We start from the raw sequence: 20,299 nt of genomic DNA, 5'->3' as shown, positions 1-20,299 counted from the left end.
AGTGATAACACGTGTTGAAGCTGTTCAACTTACTGCTAAAACGGATATGTTGTCTAGAGAGATGAATAGTGAATTAAAAGAAAATGACTATACAAATACTAATACTCTTCTAAATCAGCATCAAAAGCGTTCAGGTAAAGTAATTGAAAAAACAGAAAATGGATTGGTGGTTTCTGGTAAAAAATCAAGTATATACGCTATCGTTTCTTCCCCTGAGGTACTTAAAGATATTCAGATTGGGGATACCGTTACCATTTATGCTCCTATTTTTATAGGCTCAATACCAGGTGAGCCAGCTATAGCTAAATATGCAATTGTTCAAAAAGAAAATGAGGAAAATGTGTTAAAAAAACAATATAAAATGCACACTGGAAGTGTAATCAATAAAACGAAGGAAGCTGTCCAAATTTCTAGTGAAGGCCGGACTGTTACTGCTGTAGTTTCTTCTGAAGTGCTTGAGGATATTCAAGTTGGGGATACAGTTACTATTTATGGTGCATCCTTTATGAGTAATATGGCAAGTGGTGAATTATCTGCTAAAGCTCCAATCATTGAAAAGTTGGCAAGATAAGCAAAAGGAATTCAATGGGAAAATCCCCATACTAATAAGTATATAGATGCTATTTATTAAAAAGTTTTCATCGTGAAATTCACATCTTAAATACATTTAGCGAAAAATTCAATAATAAGAGCCCTCCTACATTAAGGAGGGCATTGTATTCTATATAAGTAACTCTTAAATGGTAGACCTAATATTTTATTGTAGCGGTCCTAATAACCCCATAATATCTTTAGCTTTTTGGTTTTCGATGCTATAGTAAATTTCTAATCCCTGACGATTTCCTCTTATAACCTTCCCTCTCATTTTAGATAAGTGTTAGGAAACTGTTGATTGTGGAATGTTTAAAATCTCGGTCATTTGGGTTACATTTAGTGTTTTATGTTTAGAAAGCTCACTGATCAATTTTAAACGCATTGGGTGTGCCATAACTTTTAAAAGCTCTACATCCTCTTCTAAAATCGTATTCTCTACATGTTGATTCGCAAAACTTGTCATAGTAACTTCTCTCCCTTATTTGTTCTCTTCTAATATAGCGTAACTTCCGTATTACATAATATTAATATGTTTGAATGTTTGGTGTTAATAATAATATTTGAATTATATATTTCTAGTTTGTGTATCTAGTGGAGTTAATGTGTGGTTTGTATGAAGTTTCGAATAGTAAATATATCATTTGTACAATTCACAATCACAGTTAACAAAAAATAATTAAATTTTATAAAAAAGTGATTACTACTGTCCCTTTACATAATCGATGTATATTTACAATTGAGGAAATAGTAAATTGTTGTCTTGAAAGGTAATGTAGATAAAATTAACGAAAAAGCGAAAGAAAAACATTTGATTGTTTATTCTTTCGCTTTTTTCGTTGTCACTAAAGTGTAATATTATGGAAAATTTACGTAGTGATCTCTTCTTTTTTAATTCGTTCGTATTCATATTCTAATATGGATTCAACTACAATTTCATGTTTACTTACTAAATATTGATTATAATTTTCCTGACTCCACTCATAGGATGGATTATGTAAATAACTTTTTGCTAATTTATTGTAATACTCTAGCATTTTTTCTAAAAATGAAGTAGTATCGCCTCTTTCGATATAACATGAAAGTGAAACCTCATTCCAAATAATTTTTACACTATCTGAAGTAATAAAAAACAATTCTCCCAAGCCAAAAGGATATTTAAATGTGTTACTTTCCTTATTAAATCCACTCATTTCTTCAATTGTAACTATAGCCTCTTTTTGTATAGTTTTATAGTCACTAAAACTTATTCCAATGAGGAAAGGTTGTTTCATATTACACCTCCTAAATATTTATATTTATTATCATACAATTAAATCATTACAAACCCTTTTTCTGTTTATTATACAATGAAGAAATATTTAGAGTGTTTTTTCAAGCATGTAAGATACGTTGGCGTGTAGTTTTATAAAAATTTAATAGAACCCTTCAGTGCACAAAGGGGTTCTATTTGTTATCGAATCTATGTGATTTTTTAATGAGTTTTACACGAACTTAATAATTTGTAGCATTTTTTACTTGTTGTAAGATAGTTTCTAGTTGACTACATCTGTGTATACCACCAGCATTCCATAATACATCTCCTTTAAAAGAACGTTTGTTTTGATCTTATTATATACGAACTAACGTTCTTTTAAAAGGTGATTTTTCAGTTCAGGATAAACATGAAATACATGTTAAAAATTATATTTTTATCGATTGATTGGCGGGAAAATCTGTATATGTTAAAATTTACATAGAAAATATTACCATCTAATGATTTGACAGCTGTTTTTCATGAGTAAGATTTTATAGTTCTTAATAAACTAGGAGGCTTAAAAATGAAACTTTTAGGAAAAGTAGCTATTATTGGAGCATTAACTATTGGAGGAAGTGTATTTTCCTATACTGCAGGAAGCATTACACCTGCTTCTGCTGAATCTCAATTTATACAGAAAGCATCATCGGCTTTCGATGACTGGCAATGGCAAAACTATTTTTTACTTCATCATAATGCAGACTTCTTACAAGAATTAGCTGTTGGTGATTTAAAGCATGGAGATAATTTGGACATTAAAATTTATACAGGCGGTAAAGATAAAGGTATTGTAAAGATATATCGATTAAGTGAAGGTGAGAATGAAGTAGTAAATATGCAAAGATATAAAACAATTTATGATACTGGTACTGAGCAAAATTATGGTAGATTTGTAACACCTATTACATCAGTTTATGAACCAGGATCATATGTAGCTGTTATGAAACTTGGAGAAAATTATTATTATGGTGGCAGCTTTAAAATTAAAAAATAATAGAAGTTAATTTCACTAATGATAATATTTTTGATATGATCAATGTATAATAAAAACATAACTCATGTAATAGTCTAGGCGGTATACTTGACCAACGGCCGCTTAGCTAATGAGTTATACCCCTTAGAAAAGGTACCTTGCAGCAGGGGTACCTTTTCTTTTATTTTCAGTGGTAAATTACTTTAAATAGAAGCTATATAGCTAAAAAGTATAATGATTAAATTGTAAATGAAGTGAAGTATGTATCCCATATGAATATTTTTAAATATTAAAAAGAAAATCATTTGAGCGATAGCTGGTATCCCAATGATAGTTAAACATTGTACCCAATTATAGTTATACGTAGAAAGATGGAGTAACCCAAATGAGCTTCCAGACAATATTAAAGAGGCTGTAATTGAAGATATGGGGCTTATTATGAAAGAGCGTACGATCTTATGCCAAAAGAACAATATAGATACAAACATAATGTTCTCTCCGATTAATTGAATTGCAATCCCAGGTGTTTTGTGAAGCATATTAGTAATCCCTTCATTCCCAATAGGATTAGATGTTCCTTTGAATGTTGTAAAAGATATTAGTACGGCTAAAAATAACAACATAATAGCATAAATAATGAAAGCACAGAAAAAAGAAATTTTTAGTTGCTGGAAAGTGATTTTTTTAGAAAACAAAAACCTTTGATCCCTCATTATAAATAGGAAAACTAATGAAATAGGAAAAGAAAAATAAACAGATTTAATTATGTATTGCATCAGTATATCTAATTCATTTATATAATTAAGCATGAATGATGGAAAAGGTATGTAAACAGTAATAATACAAAATATGATAAGTATTAGAAACTGCAGATACGTTTTAGTTTGTACTAAGCAATCTAAATATGCGTTGGCAGCACTTAATGCGTTTATGGTCTGCTTAAACTCTTTAGAACCTGCGTTCATAACACTCCTCCATTTTTATAAAAATAAATGTATTTAATCCATCATCTGATATGCCATTCTTCCCTAATTGTATTAAATGTAATCTCATCTCTACACATATTATAAAACTTCACGTACCGTATTTATTAATTATATTTAAAATATAGTCACCAAGGGGATTTCTATGCCAAGAGAAAAAGCATCCCTCTGGATGCCTCACTTACCCTATTTATTAATTAAATACATTTTCATCATAATGATATAAGGGATACTTCTAAAGGATAAATTAAGAACTATTTCTTCATCCTCTCTTCAACCCAACTAATAAAACTAGTACTTAGTTGCTGTTCTTGCAACCAGTCTTGTAGCTTTCTATATTTATACCAATATGTTTCCCAATTCTCTTTTACAGACTCCAATTACTTCGATTTAGTTGTAAAATATATAAATTGCTCTTCAGTAAATTTAGCCATATTTTTCACTTCCTTTTTTTCTTGCACTTTCACGAAGCTTATTTTTGTAGTACAAACGCAACACTATCAAGCTAACAAAACCGGTTGAGCTCAAAACAAAAAATGAATTTCATTACTATAAAAGTCTCTATTTTTTCATTTTGCTTCACTGGAGAATTTTTAACTTAATTATAATGGACCATAACCCTAGAAGCGTTAAAATATTAAACGCCCTTAGATTCTTATTTGGCTAGCAGCCCTAATATGCTTGAATTATAATCTTTGTAAGCGCTAAAAAAATAATTGCTGAAATAGAAGTTAAGCATATAATTAGAAAAGGACAAACTTTCTAAGGTGAGAAGTTTGTCCAAAAATATAATTTCTTTGATTCAACAATATAAAATTCAGTTCATCTAGGAATTTTTCCATCTTTTTTTATATGTCACTATTTTTGCATCAGAATTAATTCTAGTGAATTAGAATAATGACCTAATACTTGCTAGGACAGTAAGGATACCTATAACAATAACAAATACATTGCTCATCTTCCCTCTATATTTAGCTAGTACAGGCACTTTATGAATTGCATACATTGGTAATAGACATAAGATAGCCGCAATTAACGGACCGCTAAGGGCATCAATGATTCCAAGAATACTTGGATTGGTATAAGCAACATACCAGCATGTTAATACGACAAAAGTAAGAATCATTGTCTTAACTGTTTTCTCTCCTAAATCTTTCCCACGTTTTTTACCGGACTTGATAATCATGTCACGCATTACCTCATACGCTCCTATATAATGGCCAAGGAAAGACTTTGTAATAGCCATAAACGCAATGATTGGAGCTGCAATAGTGATTACTGGCGAATTAAGCTCATTAGCAAGATATGATAGGATTGACAAGTTCTGTTCTTTTGCCACCTTAAGATCATCTGGAGTCAAACTTAAAGTACTGCTCCAAACAAAGAACATAACAACAGCGAATGTCATGATATAACAAACTTTTTGTATTTGAGCACACTTGGCATCAGTAGCGTCTATTCCATACGTAGCTCTCTGTTTCATAACGAATGACGAAATCATAGGAGAATGGTTAAACGAGAATACGATGATTGGTAGAATCATCAATATCGTTCCCAAATATCCTGTTCCTGTTGAAGCAGTAGAAACAGCTGAAAAGCTAAGCATTGACGTATTCCACTTTGGAATTAAAGATATTGCGATAAACAGTAGAGAAGCTATGAAAGGATACACTAGCATACTCATGATCTTTACAGTAATATCTTGACCAAAATTCAATATAGCGATAAGACCAAGAACTAATACAAGTGATAAAATAGCTCTTGGAGGCTCTGGCATGTGCAATTGATGCACAATAAAACTACTTGCAGTATTTGTAAGTGCAACCGAATACATAAGCACGATCGTATAAATTGAGACGAAATATACAATGTTAAAAATGATACTTGCTTTATTTCCGAAATACTCTCTTATTGTACCTGTAATCCCCTCTTCGGCAGAATTAGAAGCGTATATCATTTTAGCAAGCGCCCTATGTGAGTAATACATAACAGGATATGCAAGTATAGTAATTAACAGCAATGATAATAAACCACCTGAACCTGCATTAATAGGTAAGAAGAGGACTCCTGCTCCAATTGCTGTTCCAAATAGACTCAATGCCCAGGTAGTATCCTGTTTATGCCACTTTTTAGGATCCAGATATTTCTCATTTTTTACTGCAGTATTATCAACTTGAAATTCTATGTTTTTTGCAGTATTCCCATTCATATAATAATTCCTCCTAGTTTCCTATTCTTACTTCTCTATTTAAGGCATCGGAATATAGATCGTTCTTGAAAAATGAATTGCTTATAAAGTGCGCCACATCGTATTTCCTTCTTCTAAGTTAATCTAAATCAAAAAATTAGCGAAGCATCAACCTGACAGGGTTGTTACCACTTACAAAATATTTCAATTATATAGTAGTATATTTTATTAGTAATTCCCCCAATATACAGACATCCTTAGGCGAGCAATAGAGAATACATTGTTAACTTTTTCACAATATACCCGATAATTGTTCATTAATTTAATTGTTTCTCTCCAAAGATTTTATTTTTAATTGCAATCCCTGTAGGTGTAGCTGCAATTCCACCTAAACCTGTCTCTCTTAGTTCGCGAGGCATCTGTCTTCCAACTCTATACATTGCTTCAATAACCTCATCAGCATTGATGATATTGTTTACGCCGGCTAATGCGATGTCCGCTGCTGCTAAAGCATTTGCCGTTCCAATGGCGTTTCTCTTTACACAAGGAATTTCTACTAGACCAGCGACCGGATCACAAACTAAACCGAGTAAATTTTGTAATGCAATCGAAAAAGCTTCAGAAGATTGCTGTGGCGTTCCACCTGTAGCTTCTACCGCAGCTGCAGCTGCCATTGCTGAGGCACTGCCTACTTCAGCTTGACATCCTCCGTACGCTCCTGAAATACAAGCGTTGTTTGCGACTATTGTTCCAAATAACGCTGAAGTAAATAGAAAATGAATCATATCTTCATGGCTTAACTCCAACGTATCTTTAATACTAAATAGGACTCCCGGAATCGTCCCACTCGCACCTGCTGTTGGAGTTGCACAAATAACTCCTAATGCAGCATTTACTTCATTAACACCGATAGCACTTTGAATCCCTAACACCATCAAATTTCCAGAAAGGGTATTCCTATTTTCTCGATAGTTTTTAATTTTAACAGCATCACCTCCGGTTAAACCAGTTGGAGAAAATACACCATCGCCCTCGATACTTTTATTTATAGCATTTTGCATAGTCGCTAAATTTCGTTCCATTTTATTCCAAACTTCTTCATAAGTAGATTTAGTTTGTTCAATTTCCTGTTCAATTGCTAATTCATAAATTGTCTTTTGGCTTTTATTAGCTGCATCCACAATTTCTTTTATGGCCATATACATATTTTTTCACTCCTTAATGTAACTAAAGAATAATGAGCTTAGCTATATTGCTTAAATTTCCTAATTCCTCCTGGACATTACCAGGCAATAGCGTATCCAAAGCAAATGCATATAAAAATTTCCTGTTTTCTTCTAAACTATGAAAGTTGTTTATTTCCACATCATATTGTTTAAAGATCCTGCGTAAGACAAATTCAAAGTCAGCTCTTTCAGAAATCGCAATAATAACTGGCAATGGCCCCTGCAGGTCTAAGTTAAATCCGTCAATTTCAACATGTTTGATTTCAATTAATCCACCGCCAACCGAAATCCCCATCGTTCTAATACTTCGATTTTCATCCTCTAAATATACATCTGCCGTATTTGGATGGCCAGCAGGACTATCACCTGCTTCTTCAATAAAGGTAATTTCAATTCCTTTAGATTCTGCTATTTCAATAGCATCTGGCACTTTGCTGTCATCGGCAGCAAATCCTAATATCCCAGCAATAATTGCAAAATCAGTTCCGTGACCTTTATGGGTTTCAGCAAATGATTCATAATACCTTACCACGACTTTTTTTGGAAGACCTTGAAATAATTTATTGGCTACTGTTCCAATAGCCAAAGCACCTGCAGTATGTGAACTTGAAGGACCTATCATTATGGGCCCAATCACATCAAAACAACTTTTGTATTTAACAACCTTTTGTTCTTTAATAGATGCTACATTCATGTTCATATAAGCACCCCCATAATTTATTATTTTTAATTGCAGTTGAATCTAAGTTACTAAAATGACTGATTCAAAACAAGACCTCATTGAAGACGCTTTCATTCTCGTGTCAAATACACTTTTCCTTTTGATCACATACCTTTCTTAGAGTAATCATGTCAGTATGTCCAAATTTAAAAGGTTACTTACAATGTCATTAGGATTTTTGCAAAAAAACTAGGTTTGATACTTTCTCTAGAGGTAATAAATTCTTTCTCGACGCCCTCATTATAGCTTGTATATTTATGAGTACAATATTTTTTTATTTTTAGAAAGATTGAATAAACAGAATCTTGAATGGGTAATAGATTACACTTAGCATGTAGCAATTGTGTCCTTTGTTTGAATCTGTATTAGTTAGTAGAAAAGCAAAAATAACACAGAGTTCCTTTCATTAACACATTGATTATATTGGAAAATCATTATAATGATACTTATATTATCCTTTGTTGAAACATTTAATTTTGGACATGAAAGCTGTTGCAATAAATGATTAATAAAGATAGCAAGTAATAAATTAATGAACTATAAAATCTTTTTTGAATATTAATCATTAATTTTGCATTAATATTAATTTTTCAGAAAAAAGGAACTTCTTTTTATAATCTTAACTTAAAGTAATACTTTGGTAATATCCAACAATTTATACCATCCCCTTTACAGTTATGGAAACCCTAATTAGATTTAAAAAGAGAGAAGAGCTCATCGATGCTCCTCTCTCTTTTTTATTTACTTAAGATTACTATTCAAATTGCTTATTGCATCTTTAAGCTGACTTTTAAATTATAAACTTTAATTTCCATACTTCTTTACAAGCCGATAAATGAAAAAAGTATATGTTCCTTCAAAATTAAGTTATAAAAGAGTTATGTTTTCCTGTAACATATTATTCATCCTTCTATTCACAGACAGTACGCTTCCACACTAAATAAAATCTCTCCGTAAACGTCCAATAGCTCTAAAATATACAAAAATTGAGAAATATGAAAAAGACACTCTTATGAGTGCCCTTCTTAGCAACTAAGTCCGCTGCAGCTATTACCATATCTCATATGAATTTCGCCTGTAAGAGGAAATTTTAAGTTCATATTTAATTATTAAAATAAGCCGCACCAAAGTTTTCATTAAATCTTTTACACCAAACAGAAACCGAACCATATTCACTTACATCTATCCCTTCAGGAATTTCGTAGTTTTGGTCTCCTTTATTTCCCTTTAATTTTCCTAAATCAATATACTGATAGTTTTTTACGTCTTCATTATTTTTCAAACGATTTGTAGGAACTAATACAACTCGTACATCTGGCCCATTTGATGTTGCAAAATTAGAAAGTCGTAAAACACGTTTTCCATCCGCTAATTGGTGAATTTTTGCCGTTCCAGTTGTTTCATGGACACCGGTTTGAAACTGACCTTCCCTTAATACTCGATCACTTTGTTGCCTTACTTCAGTTGATTGTATCTCTGTTTGTGGCAATGATTCATTTACGTGCTTATCAATAAATAATTTCTCTGGTCGGAACAATGACCATAATATCCCCAATACAATTATCAAACCACCTATAAGCCATACATATTTTCTTTTCATAAAGTAAAAAACCTCCTGTATCATACTGTGTAGTAGTATGTTAACAAGAAGGTCTTTCATTTTTCTAACGTAAATGTTACAAAAGTCTTTCAGCCATCTTATTTTTTTACTGATGTGATGGGAAGAGTGAACCAAAATTCACTTCCCTGCTTACCATCTGCGCGATTCCTTACACCAATTTCCCCTTTGTGCATTTCAATCAATGATTTTGCAATAGCTAATCCAAGTCCGGAACCTCCAGATTGTGAACTTCTTGATCGATCTGTTCTAAAAAAACGTTCAAATACACGTAATTGATCATTTGGAGAAATTCCCATTCCTTCATCCCGCAAAATGAATTGAACCTGTTGAGTTAGTTTATTTTCCACTACAGTCAATTCAATTGTTCCAGAGATAGGAGAATATCGAATTGCATTATGTAATAAATTACCTATGACCCTTTCTATTTTACAAGGCATAATCAAAAGTCGAGGTAATGTATCAGGGACATCCAATTGCACATGGATTTGTTTGTCTCCTAATAAGACAGAATGTGACTCTAATACATCTAATAGAACTTTATCTAAATGTGTGAAACTTGGGTGAAAATCTACTTGCTCAAACTCTAACTTTGAAAGATCAAATAAGTCGTTAATTAATCCATTTAATCTTTCTATTTCTTTTAAAACCGTTGCTAAGTATTGCTTTTTCATTTCAGGATCTTCAATCAGGTTATCTTGTAATGCTTCTATCATCATTTGCATGCTAGCCATAGGTGTTCGTAAGTCGTGTGAGATATTGGTAATTAGCTCCTTACGAGAGTTTTCCTGTTCCTCTAACTTAGTAAACCCTTCTTCTAATTTTTTTGCCATCTGTTGAAAGGCTGTTGCCAATTCTTTAAACTCACGTGGTTCTTGCCCAATTATATACATCGTTTTAAAGTGTCTATCACTAAATTGTTTTGTCAATTTTATTAAATTTTGTATAGATCTCATGATAGGACGTGTCATTAACCAATAAATAAACGTTGAAATAATGAATGCCACAAATGCAATTACTGTTAATAACCGCGTTTGTTCCGGTTCAAGTAACATTTTGGTCTCACTATACCATATAGCAATTACCATAATACTGGTACTTAATAGATTCATGAGTAACAATTGAATACGTAATCTCATGTTTCATTTCCTCCATTTGGCTCAAAGCGATATCCTATACCCCAAACCGTATGAATCCAACGATTCTTTATCGTATGCTTCTCGAGCTTTTCACGTAAACGACTCACTAACACGGTAACTGTATTTGATGCCCCTTCATGTCCAAAATCCCAAATTAATTCAAGAAGCTGCGAGCGAGAAAATACTTGTTTTGGATGCTTTGCCATGAGATAAAGTACCTCAAACTCTTTCACCGTTAACTCCACTTCCTTATCACAAACAAGTACATATCTGGTCTTTGGATATATTTTTAAATCTGGAAACTCTATCACTTCCAATAGGGATTCTTTCGCTTGTATTGGTACATGGCTTCCTCTTCTTAGTATAATTTGAACCCTTAATACTAATTCACGAGGGGAAAATGGCTTTGTTAAATAATCATCAGCCCCCATTGTTAAGCCTAAAATTCGATCCCTTTCCTCTCCCTTAGCAGTTAACATAATAATAGGGACATTTGACTGTTGACGAATTTCCTCGCATAATTCCCATCCATCTTTTTTTGGCATCATCAAATCTAATATAATTAACTCTGGTTGATGTGTAAGAAATAAATCCCAACCTTCTTTACCATTTACAGCGGTATAAACTTCATATTCTTCTCTTTCTAAATACCGTTTGCATACTTCTCGAATATTTTCTTCATCTTCTACGATTAAAATTCTTTTCTTCATATACTATCCTCACTTCTTTTTCACCAATAACACAAAATTTATTTTTCTATTATCCAATAAAAATATCTTTATAGGTAAAGATATAGAAACTAATCACATAAATAAATCAGAATTCCACATTTCAGCCTCGAAGCGAATGAAAATTCGGAAAATAAATTATGTAATACAGATAGTAATCTTAACATTTGATTACTTATATGACTAGATAAGTATTTAAAATAGTAGTTACTAAATTATATAAATTAAAAGGAATGAGTCCGATTCAACATCGAACTCATTCCTTATTAGTAACCTAAATTATTGTATCTAACTTTTCGGATTCAATTCATTTCCGGTTCCCTTTCCAAACTTAGCAACAGAACTGTTACCTATTACTGAACTCTTGATAGATTCCATGCTATAGTATCAGTCCCATTCTCTCCATTACCATATTTCATATAATCGATTAAAAATCCTACCTTTAACTTGTTACCATTAGATAGTATGTTCCATTGCTTATGGTGTCCAGTGAAATTCTTTGGATATGCATGATTAAATTTAAAAGTACTTGCGTTCTGTTTTTGATCTAAATGGATATAACTATCTTGAAGTTTTAAATATGCATAATCTGAATAAATAGGATTTCGAAATTTAATTAATACCTCTTCATCCTTTTTAATTGGTTTTCCAGGTTTAGGTTGACCTACTCTTTCAATAATTACATTCACTTTTTCATCGCTAGATTTTTCAGCCAAAAGATACTCCCATTTATTCCCGGCTTGATGACTTCCCCAATAAGCTGTATTTCCATATGAAGCTACGGTATAAGGAACTCCTTCTGTAACAAATTCACCTGAATTATCTACTACATAATCTTCAAATTCTTTATTAGCTTTAATTTCAGTATCCATCTTTTGTGTAGGCGTTAGATTGTGTGCGTCATTGATTTCAAATGTAACCTTTCTGTGCGCAGCAATTTCAGATTTAATAGGGTGTATATTTTCTTTAGACTCATATGTAAATCCATTCTCACGTTTAACTAGTGTTACTGTTTGTGACGGAGCATTCCATTTCTTGCTATAAGTAGTAGGAATCTCTTTACTCACTCCAAATAAACCAGGTAAAATTGTTGCCCTAATCTTTTGCGTCACAGAATCATAACTACCTTCTACTAATGTTGGTTGCTGTAGTTTTGCAAAAGCACCGTGTACAGAGTCATTATGTAAATAACCGCGATCTCCATGTCCCGCTTTTAAATTGTTCAATGCATCAGTTCCATTATTAGCTGAAACCACTGATACGTTATTAGTACTTTTAGCCTTGTTTACAATATGATTTACTTTTTTCGTATCTATATTTACATGTTGAAAAACTTCGTTATAGGATAAAACTGGCTTATCAGCATGGGATTTGTCTTTAGGAGTATATACCCTAAACTTCGATATATTTCCTATATCTGTTTCTAATTGTTCAGTAGCTGCATTTACTCTAGACTCATATCTCCCTGAATCCCCCAAATGCATAATTTCTTCACCTTTTTCAATAGATAAATCCATTGTACTTGTAGGTAAAACTTCAATCGAAAGAAGTTCCCCTTGTTCAACAGCTTTCAATTCATCCAAAGATAAGACAATATTCGCATCTGCTTGTCCTTCTAAACTGTCAATTACTACTTCTGTTTTATTCCGTCCACCTTTTTCTGTACTTAAATAGTTTGCTTTATAACGATCTTGTGTTGCCTTTACAGTATTAATAATTTTGTTTCCTAAACGAATATTAAAATGAGGCGAAACATTTTCAGCGGATGCTGTTCCTACATTCTTATATTCCAAATGTACCCGTAATTTTGCTGCGTTCGCTGTATCCACAGTTGTTGCAGTAGACCAATCAAAATTATTTGTATAACTCTCCGTTTCCGTAGTTGTTTTTGAATATCCGTATCCCACATTTGCTGAAACACTTCCGGAAGGAACAGGACCGGCTGCTGAGCCTTCTACACCACCTGAACCACTTAAACCTATATTAAATGAATGTTGTGTAGATACACTTTTTTCCCATCCTCTGCTAACTGATCCGCCATTATTATCCGTAATAGTTGCAATAGGAATTACTTCAATTCGTTTGACACCAATTTGCAAATTCGGCATGTTGGCAACTATCGGATTGAAATTAGTATCAGAATCGTTGTTATAATTCTCAACCTCATACATATCAGTAAAAGGATCACCATCCGTATTTGCATTCATAGGATTCGATATAAATTTTAGTTTCCCTTTATCCTTCTCGGGATCCCATGCTTTCGCTTCATTTTTTCCAGTTTGTGAATTGAATTCAATTCTATATCCATTAATCTCTAAGTCGTTAGAAATACCATCTTTATCCCAATCGTTGTTTGCCATTTCAATTTTTTGTGTAATGAGTGAACCTATTTCCCCATCAGATCCGAGCGTGAAATTCTTATCTTCTTTTTTTACATTTGCATTCTCTTTGAATATTTCAACTGTACCTCCTGGATTCGGTTGTTTTACATCTGCTAAAGCAGGAGATGCTAAAGTCAGTGCCATCGATACACTACCTAATACACTAATTGCTGGCTTCAATTGTTTCATTGTTATTTTTCCTCCTTGGTTTCTAGGTCAATTAGAACACCTACTAGTAAGATTAATTTCATCATATATAACAAATCTTTCTTTTCTCTCTCATAACTGTTAAAAAAGTCTCTCGTAAATGTTACAAAACACTTACAGAGTTTTTAAAATCTATATATAAAACATCAAAAAGCCGTAATATGAAGAATCGATTACAATATATACAAAAAAGCAGCTAGCCAAAGCTAACTGCTTACTCATTTATAAAATTTCAGTAAAAGAATGTATTAATTTTGAAGTGTGCAAATTGGAAGAGTTACTTCAACTATAGTTCCCTTATTCACTTCACTCTCAATAAATACCTTCCCCTGGTGTGTTTCAATAATTTTATAACAGACCATTAATCCTAAGCCGATTCCCTCTTCCTTAATACTGTAAAAAGGTTCTCCTAAATATGGTATACGTTCTTTTGGAATCCCACATCCTTGATCGATAAAGCGAATCCTTATTTGATTATTATCAAGTTTATCAAATTGAATCAAAATTTCTCCTCCTGTTGGCATGGATTCAATTGCATTTTTTATAATATTAACAAATACTTGTTTTAATTGATTTCCTTCACATGGAATCAGTGGAATACCAGGTGTAAAATCAATTCTAATTTTTATATTATTCATCATTGCTTGAGGTTGCAGTAGCATTAAAACTTGATCCATTAGCACACTAATATCATTAGGTTGTATCTTTACCACCTGTGGTTTGGCTACCGTCATAAATTCATTAGTAATACTTTCTATACGCTCAATCTCTGATGATACTATATTTATATAACCCTGATTATTCTCAGTTTCCGTTGATTTTAATAATTGCATAAACCCTTTCATTGCGGTTAATGGATTATTAATTTCATGAGCCATTGCAGTCGCTAATTGTCCTACGACAGCAAGTTTTTCAGATTTCCGTAGTAATTCTTCTGTTTTTAGCCGTTCAGTAATATCACGAGAAATACTCAGGAAAACTTTTTTACCATTTAAGTTAAAAACACGGACACTAAACTCAGTTGTTATTATTTTTCCTGTTGGAAAAGCATATTCATCTTGCAAAGTGAAGGAAGTTTGTCCCTCTCTAATTTTTTCTAATAACCTTACAATCATTTTAGAATCTTGTGGTACGACATTTGGAAATGGTAACGAGAGCAGCTCTTCTCTACTATATCCAAATCTTTTACAACCAACAGGGTTTACCTCAATGAATCGACTTGGAACATGATTTTCATTCAGCTCTACTACATATACTGCATCAGTTGCTTGTTCGATTAGTGCACGGTACTTCATTTCACTATCTTTTAATTGTTGGTGTAATCGATGTCGTTCTCTTTCTGCTTGTTTTCTTTCAGAGATGTCTCTACATATTGCAGATAAAGCTATTACATTTCCTCTTACGTCTAGTATAGGAGAAACTGTCAGACTGACATCAAGTAGACTTCCATCGTTACGTCGTCTAACAGTTTCTAATCTAGTAACTACGGATTCTCCCGTTAGAATTTTCTGAATATTTTCAAGTGATTCTTCCATTAAGAAATCTGGTACACAGGGTAATCTCTTACCTACGATTTCTTGTAGTGACCATCCAAATATCTTTTCATAAGCTTTATTTGCTTGTAAAATATGACCTTTTCGATCAGAAATGGTAATAGCATCTACATTATGCTTTATAAATGATTCTAGTAATTCTTTGGTAGCCCTTAATTCTGATTCTACCTTTTTTCTTTCGGTTATATCGACTGTAGAACCAACAACTTCAATAACTTGTCCATTTCGTTTAATCGGCCTAAGTGCAATAAGAATAATTGTTTTATCATCTGGCCAGGGTAATTCGAATATAATTTCTTTCCCTTCCCATGCCTGAAGATAATACTTCATCAATTGCGGAACTAAATGTGGTGGAACAATAGAAGCATCAATAGTCCGTAAGCTTTTTCCTACCACCTGTTCAGAATAAAATCCTTTTTGGTAATAAAACTGTCCATCACATAAAGTGTGTATAAAGTGCTTACCCACTTTTTTAAATTTAAAAATCCCTCCTTGAAGCTCATGTACGGTATCTGTAAGTTCTTGCTTGGATTTTTTTAATTCCCGATTCATTTTAGATAAGTCCTGTGTTAAATAATACAATCTCTGATAGGCTTCCATAAGAAATAGCCCAATTAAAAGTCCTAACGCTATATATAATAAACCTCCAGAGTAAAGTAACGTAGTATTAAAGAATACACCAACTAACCACTTTATTCCGACAAAAATAGAAAAATATAAAGATGCACTTTTAAAAGGATGAAGGTTTTTAAAATATGTTTTAAAAGTAGAAAATAGAACACTCATACTTAAATATGCAATCACAGGTGGCTCCCAATACCCACCAATGAAAAAGATACGCATTATAATTATGCTAATTAGTGTAATCCAGCCAGCAATGCGACCAAAATAAATAAAAGATAGAATAAGAGGAACAACTCGAAGATCGTAGGAAAATCCCATGTATGGAAAAGAAAAGAGCATCAAAGTAACTGCAATAATTCCTCCATAGAATTTTTCGAAATATCGCCTGGAATGAACCAAAAACACTTGAATAAATATCGCTGCGCTAACTAATAAAGAAAAAATAGAAATATTGATGAAATAGTCTTTAATAATCATGTAATGTCCCTCCTTGCATTAAAGATATATTCGACAAAAAAACAGAAATTCCTACAAATAGTATAAACAGTTCAGGTGCAAAAAATATAATTCCGTACATGATAATACATGTAAATAGTATCATATTGATTCAAATCGAAAACCAGGGAATCTTCCATATGAACCTGCAAATCCCCCAAAAATAAGGTGTTTATTTAAATGTTATGTACAAAAAAACGTAGGAATGTTTAATTCCTACGTTTTTTATAAATTAATCAACTCCTTCACTATTACAATTCTTCTAATTCCTCAATTTCGGCTTTTCGCTTTAAAAATATTGCAATATCTTTATGCTCCCTTTCTATTAAACCAAGAGCATGTCTATCATTTAAAGCTAATTCTTTATAACCCCATATATATTCTATTGTTGTCGCTTTACTATGTTTATGATCCGCAAAATACCATTCTAAAGGTTGTAAAGGGTTCGATACTTCAAACAATTCCGCTGGGTACCATGAAGGCAAGTTTTCATTATCACCCAAGATTAGATAGTCTAATGCTCCATTCAATGAACTAATACCATAAACCACATATTCCTTATCGGTTTCTAAATTTATAATAGAGTCTCGATTATATCCTTGATCTAATAAAACCTCTGAAAATGTATCTCCTGAATTTTTTATACATAGTACCTTCACATACAAGCTCCTATCAACAAAAAATTAATTTTTAAATTTAAAATCATTAAATTCTCCTGTTCTATTATTTTTAAAATAATGAATTGCTACAAGAGTTACATTATGCGCCATTTGCGCCTAGCCACCTTCTTTTGGTCAACAAGAATCTGTCATTGGTATTCTCGTTAGAACTATTCTTTGTGGATTTGAATTAATTTTTTTCATTGCAAGTCGTTCTTTTAATGTATTTGCAGGGCTTCTACCTGCGGAGCCTCTTCCTAATATTTCAACTTCATATTTTTTATTTTTTATAGCCTCTTCTAGTTCCTTTTCTTTTCAGGTTTGCGTAGATTTCATGTCAAATTACAGAAGTGAGTCAGGTCACTCTAAATCGTAGATTAGAAGAACATGAATAATATTCTTTTTTGAATTGTAATTAAACCTCAGAGTGGCACCCCATACCCAGAATCATTTCCTTACCCAACAGAAGTTAATAAAACGTGGTTAATTATTGCTTCACCGCTTTGGCTACAAGTGCTGCGTATGCTTCTGCACCTACTTTGGTTAAATGCACACCGTCAGGTGCAAAGTAGTCTTTCTTTCCAGCACTTGCTGCATACCAATCAACTAGAGTTACATTCAGATATTCAGATGCCGTTACTTTCAGTCTCTCATTCACGATTGATTCCCACGGACGTGGTACTCTCGTATTAATAAATATGATTTTACGTTCGTTTCCAATTTCTTTTATTAATGAAACAAGTTGCTCAGTAGTAAAGGCTCCATTTGTACCTAATCCAATAATGACATAGTTTCCTAAATTCCCTTCATATTTTAACTGTTCAACTACCGGAATCGCTTTTGACAGCTGGCGACCAATTTGCGCATCAATCCTAATATCAGGAAAAGTATTTTTTAAATACGGAGTAATATCAATCATAACGGAATCACCTATCGCAGTAACCGTGAGTGAATTTTTAGGTTGTGCAGAATTTACTTCTCTTGATTCCCCTTGTTTTTGAGGCGTCTCTTGATTTGGATTTTCCCAAACTGCAACTGGATGTGGCGCCGGTTGTGTTTGTGCTACTTCCACCTTATCTTGTTGAGAATTCTCCTTAGCCTTACTAGCTTTTGATAACCCTACGACTGCTATCGACGAAACGAATAATGTACAAATTAAAGCTAACTTAACACCTAAAGTGACATTTTGAATTCTTAAATTCTTAAACTGAATGTTCCGGAGCGCTCCTTCTCGGATTGGTTTTTCAATAAACTTCCATGAAATTTGCGCAATCAATATAATCAAAAGAAATTGAAGGATTGCTCTTATTAGTGAAAAATCCCCAGCATTTACCTTTGAAGTCGTCAATGTAAGAATTGGATAATGCCAGAGGTATATACCATACGATCTTATCCCTATCCAACGTAAAGGTCTAAATTGTAAAAATTGAGCAATACGACTAGCTGGATGAGCTAGATTTGCCACTAACAATGCTGTTGCAATTGATAAGAGAACCATTCCTCCCTTGTATAGAAATGGATCATATTGATTGGTCTTCCAAAACATAACCAAAATAATAATAAGGGCAATGCCCCCCACTACATCAAGAATGAAACGCGCCTTTGGGATAATTTTATTTGCAAGCCTATTGCTTGGCCAAACTAAGGCAAGTACCGCTCCGATAAGTAAGGAAAAGGCCCTCGTATCTGTACCATAATATATTCTGCTTGGGTCAGCTCCAGGTTCATACAAAATTGCCATCGCTAAAGCTGAAGCAACGGCTCCCAGACAAATTAATAAAATCATACGGGATTGTTTTTTTATGTAGTAAAGCCCTAAACTAATGATAAACGGCCAAACAACATAGAATTGTTCCTCAACTGCTAACGACCAAAAATGATTCAATGGAGAAAGCTGGTTAAAATTATCAAAGTACGATAATTTATGATAAATATACCACCAGTTACTAACATAAAATAATGCCGCTAATGAATCTCCGCGCATTTTTTCAAGTAAAGAGCTATGAAACATCGTAATCCATGCCAACGTTATAACGAGCATAACAAGCATTCCCGGAAGCAATCTTCTTGCCCTACTAAGCCAGAATTTTTTTAAATCAATTCTCTTATTTCTCTTCCACTCTATCGCTAGAATATCTGTAATTAAATAACCTGAAAGTACAAAAAATACAGTAACTCCTAAAAACCCTCCAGGCATCCAATTAAAATTAATATGATACAAAATAACACCTAGTATAGCTAGACCCCTTAGACTGTCCAACCCAACCATATAGCGACTATTTTTTTTAAAAGGTTTAGTCATCCTACATTCACCTCTATTTCTTGGAAATTAGGTTAATAATAACGGCATAAAATGCTATTAATCCCCTAAAATCGTATAAGCTAAACTATTACAAACATCTTTTTGTAAGGCTCTTTTTTTATCTTTACATGCACAGTAATTAATACTTTAACACGTTATCTGGCTCTGTTGTGAAAATTTTTAAGCTAGATGTTCTTGTTTCTCTTCCGAAAAAGAGGAATATGATATATAACGTATATTTGAACATTTCCCTGCAAAATAACGTTATAAAGAAGGGCTACTGGTTATGAGCAGCCCCTCTTTTACCTTACTTCACATATACATATGTTTCATTTGAAATCACATTTTATGTCTTGCCCTTACTGTCGTGTATTTTATATTGCAGCGAACCTTGCATCAGAACAATATGTGTTCTAGTGCAAGTTTTTTTTAACTAGAATAAATTCTGGGAAAGCAAATAAGGAACATGACAGATGTGATATTTTAAAGAAAAATAGTTTAAGAAAAATAATAGTAGCCATTTGCTACTATTATTTTTTTCTTTAAGTTATCGTAATATGCCTGAAATTCTAAAGGGACGTGGTATGTCAATTCATCTAACAACCATTATGTGC

Annotated in this window: 13 protein-coding genes and 4 pseudogenes; 3 read left to right on the top strand and 14 right to left on the bottom strand. The window is 32.7% G+C overall.

From position 1 onward, the window contains the following. Positions 1-571: pseudogene (locus ILT06_RS21480) on the top strand (S-layer homology domain-containing protein); the annotation flags it as partial. 186 nt (positions 572-757) lie between these two features. Here the strand turns inward: ILT06_RS21480 and pagR are convergent. Then, a pseudogene (pagR, locus tag ILT06_RS21475) lies at positions 758-1,057 on the bottom strand (transcriptional repressor PagR). Between the two features lie 403 nt (positions 1,058-1,460). Beyond that, entirely contained in the window at positions 1,461-1,865 is a 405-nt protein-coding gene (locus ILT06_RS21470) for a hypothetical protein (protein ID WP_222655539.1), read from the bottom strand. A 546-nt stretch (positions 1,866-2,411) separates the two neighbouring features. Between ILT06_RS21470 and ILT06_RS21465 the strand changes: the two genes are divergently transcribed. After that, positions 2,412-2,882 (top strand): DUF5065 family protein, encoded by a 471-nt coding sequence (locus ILT06_RS21465; RefSeq protein ID WP_098103549.1) that lies wholly within the window; start codon positions 2,412-2,414, stop codon positions 2,880-2,882. A 182-nt stretch (positions 2,883-3,064) separates the two neighbouring features. Here the strand turns inward: ILT06_RS21465 and ILT06_RS21460 are convergent, their stop codons facing one another. The 12 genes and pseudogenes from ILT06_RS21460 to ILT06_RS21405 form a co-directional block, all read right to left on the bottom strand. Beyond that, positions 3,065-3,826 (bottom strand): hypothetical protein, encoded by a 762-nt coding sequence (locus ILT06_RS21460; protein WP_222655538.1) that lies wholly within the window; start codon positions 3,824-3,826, stop codon positions 3,065-3,067. 272 nt (positions 3,827-4,098) lie between these two features. Continuing rightward, positions 4,099-4,278 (bottom strand): annotated as a pseudogene (locus ILT06_RS21455) (hypothetical protein). A gap of 455 nt (positions 4,279-4,733) precedes the next feature. After that, positions 4,734-6,053, bottom strand: coding sequence for an aromatic amino acid transport family protein (locus tag ILT06_RS21450; RefSeq protein WP_222655537.1), 1,320 nt, complete (start codon positions 6,051-6,053; stop codon positions 4,734-4,736). A 296-nt stretch (positions 6,054-6,349) separates the two neighbouring features. After that, the gene (gene sdaAA, locus ILT06_RS21445; RefSeq protein ID WP_222655536.1) at positions 6,350-7,237 is read right to left on the bottom strand and encodes an L-serine ammonia-lyase, iron-sulfur-dependent, subunit alpha; all 888 of its coding nucleotides are present in this window, start codon (positions 7,235-7,237) and stop codon (positions 6,350-6,352) included. A gap of 22 nt (positions 7,238-7,259) precedes the next feature. Continuing rightward, positions 7,260-7,958 carry an L-serine ammonia-lyase, iron-sulfur-dependent subunit beta gene (sdaAB, locus tag ILT06_RS21440; RefSeq protein WP_222655535.1) on the bottom strand — a complete coding sequence of 233 codons (699 nt, stop codon included), beginning with the start codon at positions 7,956-7,958 and terminating at the stop codon, positions 7,260-7,262. A 1,123-nt stretch (positions 7,959-9,081) separates the two neighbouring features. Beyond that, positions 9,082-9,579, bottom strand: coding sequence for a DM13 domain-containing protein (locus ILT06_RS21435; RefSeq protein WP_098103410.1), 498 nt, complete (start codon positions 9,577-9,579; stop codon positions 9,082-9,084). A gap of 98 nt (positions 9,580-9,677) precedes the next feature. Next, a complete protein-coding gene (locus tag ILT06_RS21430) occupies positions 9,678-10,736 on the bottom strand; it encodes a sensor histidine kinase (protein WP_061672474.1) in 1,059 nt (352 codons plus the stop codon). Continuing rightward, positions 10,733-11,446 carry a response regulator transcription factor gene (locus ILT06_RS21425; RefSeq protein WP_061672473.1) on the bottom strand — a complete coding sequence of 238 codons (714 nt, stop codon included), beginning with the start codon at positions 11,444-11,446 and terminating at the stop codon, positions 10,733-10,735. The genes ILT06_RS21430 and ILT06_RS21425 overlap by 4 nt, the downstream gene beginning before the upstream one ends. Positions 11,447-11,817: 371 nt before the next feature. Beyond that, a complete protein-coding gene (locus ILT06_RS21420) occupies positions 11,818-14,034 on the bottom strand; it encodes a binary toxin-like calcium binding domain-containing protein (protein WP_222655534.1) in 2,217 nt (738 codons plus the stop codon). A gap of 266 nt (positions 14,035-14,300) precedes the next feature. Then, positions 14,301-16,706, bottom strand: a complete 2,406-nt coding sequence (locus tag ILT06_RS21415) for a PAS domain S-box protein (protein WP_222655533.1) — start codon at positions 16,704-16,706, stop codon at positions 14,301-14,303. A 269-nt stretch (positions 16,707-16,975) separates the two neighbouring features. Further along, positions 16,976-17,383 carry a hypothetical protein gene (locus tag ILT06_RS21410; RefSeq protein WP_222655532.1) on the bottom strand — a complete coding sequence of 136 codons (408 nt, stop codon included), beginning with the start codon at positions 17,381-17,383 and terminating at the stop codon, positions 16,976-16,978. Between the two features lie 487 nt (positions 17,384-17,870). Continuing rightward, positions 17,871-19,685 carry an acyltransferase family protein gene (locus ILT06_RS21405; protein ID WP_222655531.1) on the bottom strand — a complete coding sequence of 605 codons (1,815 nt, stop codon included), beginning with the start codon at positions 19,683-19,685 and terminating at the stop codon, positions 17,871-17,873. 480 nt (positions 19,686-20,165) lie between these two features. Here ILT06_RS21405 and ILT06_RS33300 point away from each other — a divergent pair. Further along, positions 20,166-20,296 (top strand): annotated as a pseudogene (locus tag ILT06_RS33300) (IS6 family transposase); the annotation flags it as partial. Between the last annotated feature and the right edge of the window lie 3 nt (positions 20,297-20,299).

The organism is Bacillus sp. 17RED48, from assembly GCF_019837545.1.
Classification (GTDB): domain Bacteria; phylum Bacillota; class Bacilli; order Bacillales; family Bacillaceae_G; genus Bacillus_A; species Bacillus_A wiedmannii.
Note: the sequence above shows the minus strand (reverse complement) of the source record. Positions and strands in the feature narration are given on the sequence as shown.

Bases quoted from the DNA above. Each gene is read 5' to 3' on its own strand.
- ILT06_RS21420 (WP_222655534.1), bottom strand. From the start codon at position 14,034: ATGAAACAATTGAAGCCAGCAATTAGTGTATTAGGTAGTGTATCGATG.
- ILT06_RS21435 (WP_098103410.1), bottom strand. From the start codon at position 9,579: ATGAAAAGAAAATATGTATGGCTTATAGGTGGTTTGATAATTGTATTG.
- ILT06_RS21415 (WP_222655533.1), bottom strand. From the start codon at position 16,706: ATGATTATTAAAGACTATTTCATCAATATTTCTATTTTTTCTTTATTA.
- ILT06_RS21450 (WP_222655537.1), bottom strand. From the start codon at position 6,053: ATGAATGGGAATACTGCAAAAAACATAGAATTTCAAGTTGATAATACT.
- ILT06_RS21430 (WP_061672474.1), bottom strand. From the start codon at position 10,736: ATGAGATTACGTATTCAATTGTTACTCATGAATCTATTAAGTACCAGT.
- ILT06_RS21465 (WP_098103549.1), top strand. From the start codon at position 2,412: ATGAAACTTTTAGGAAAAGTAGCTATTATTGGAGCATTAACTATTGGA.
- ILT06_RS21470 (WP_222655539.1), bottom strand. From the start codon at position 1,865: ATGAAACAACCTTTCCTCATTGGAATAAGTTTTAGTGACTATAAAACT.
- sdaAA (WP_222655536.1), bottom strand. From the start codon at position 7,237: ATGTATATGGCCATAAAAGAAATTGTGGATGCAGCTAATAAAAGCCAA.
- ILT06_RS21460 (WP_222655538.1), bottom strand. From the start codon at position 3,826: ATGAACGCAGGTTCTAAAGAGTTTAAGCAGACCATAAACGCATTAAGT.
- ILT06_RS21405 (WP_222655531.1), bottom strand. From the start codon at position 19,685: ATGACTAAACCTTTTAAAAAAAATAGTCGCTATATGGTTGGGTTGGAC.
- sdaAB (WP_222655535.1), bottom strand. From the start codon at position 7,958: ATGAACATGAATGTAGCATCTATTAAAGAACAAAAGGTTGTTAAATAC.
- ILT06_RS21425 (WP_061672473.1), bottom strand. From the start codon at position 11,446: ATGAAGAAAAGAATTTTAATCGTAGAAGATGAAGAAAATATTCGAGAA.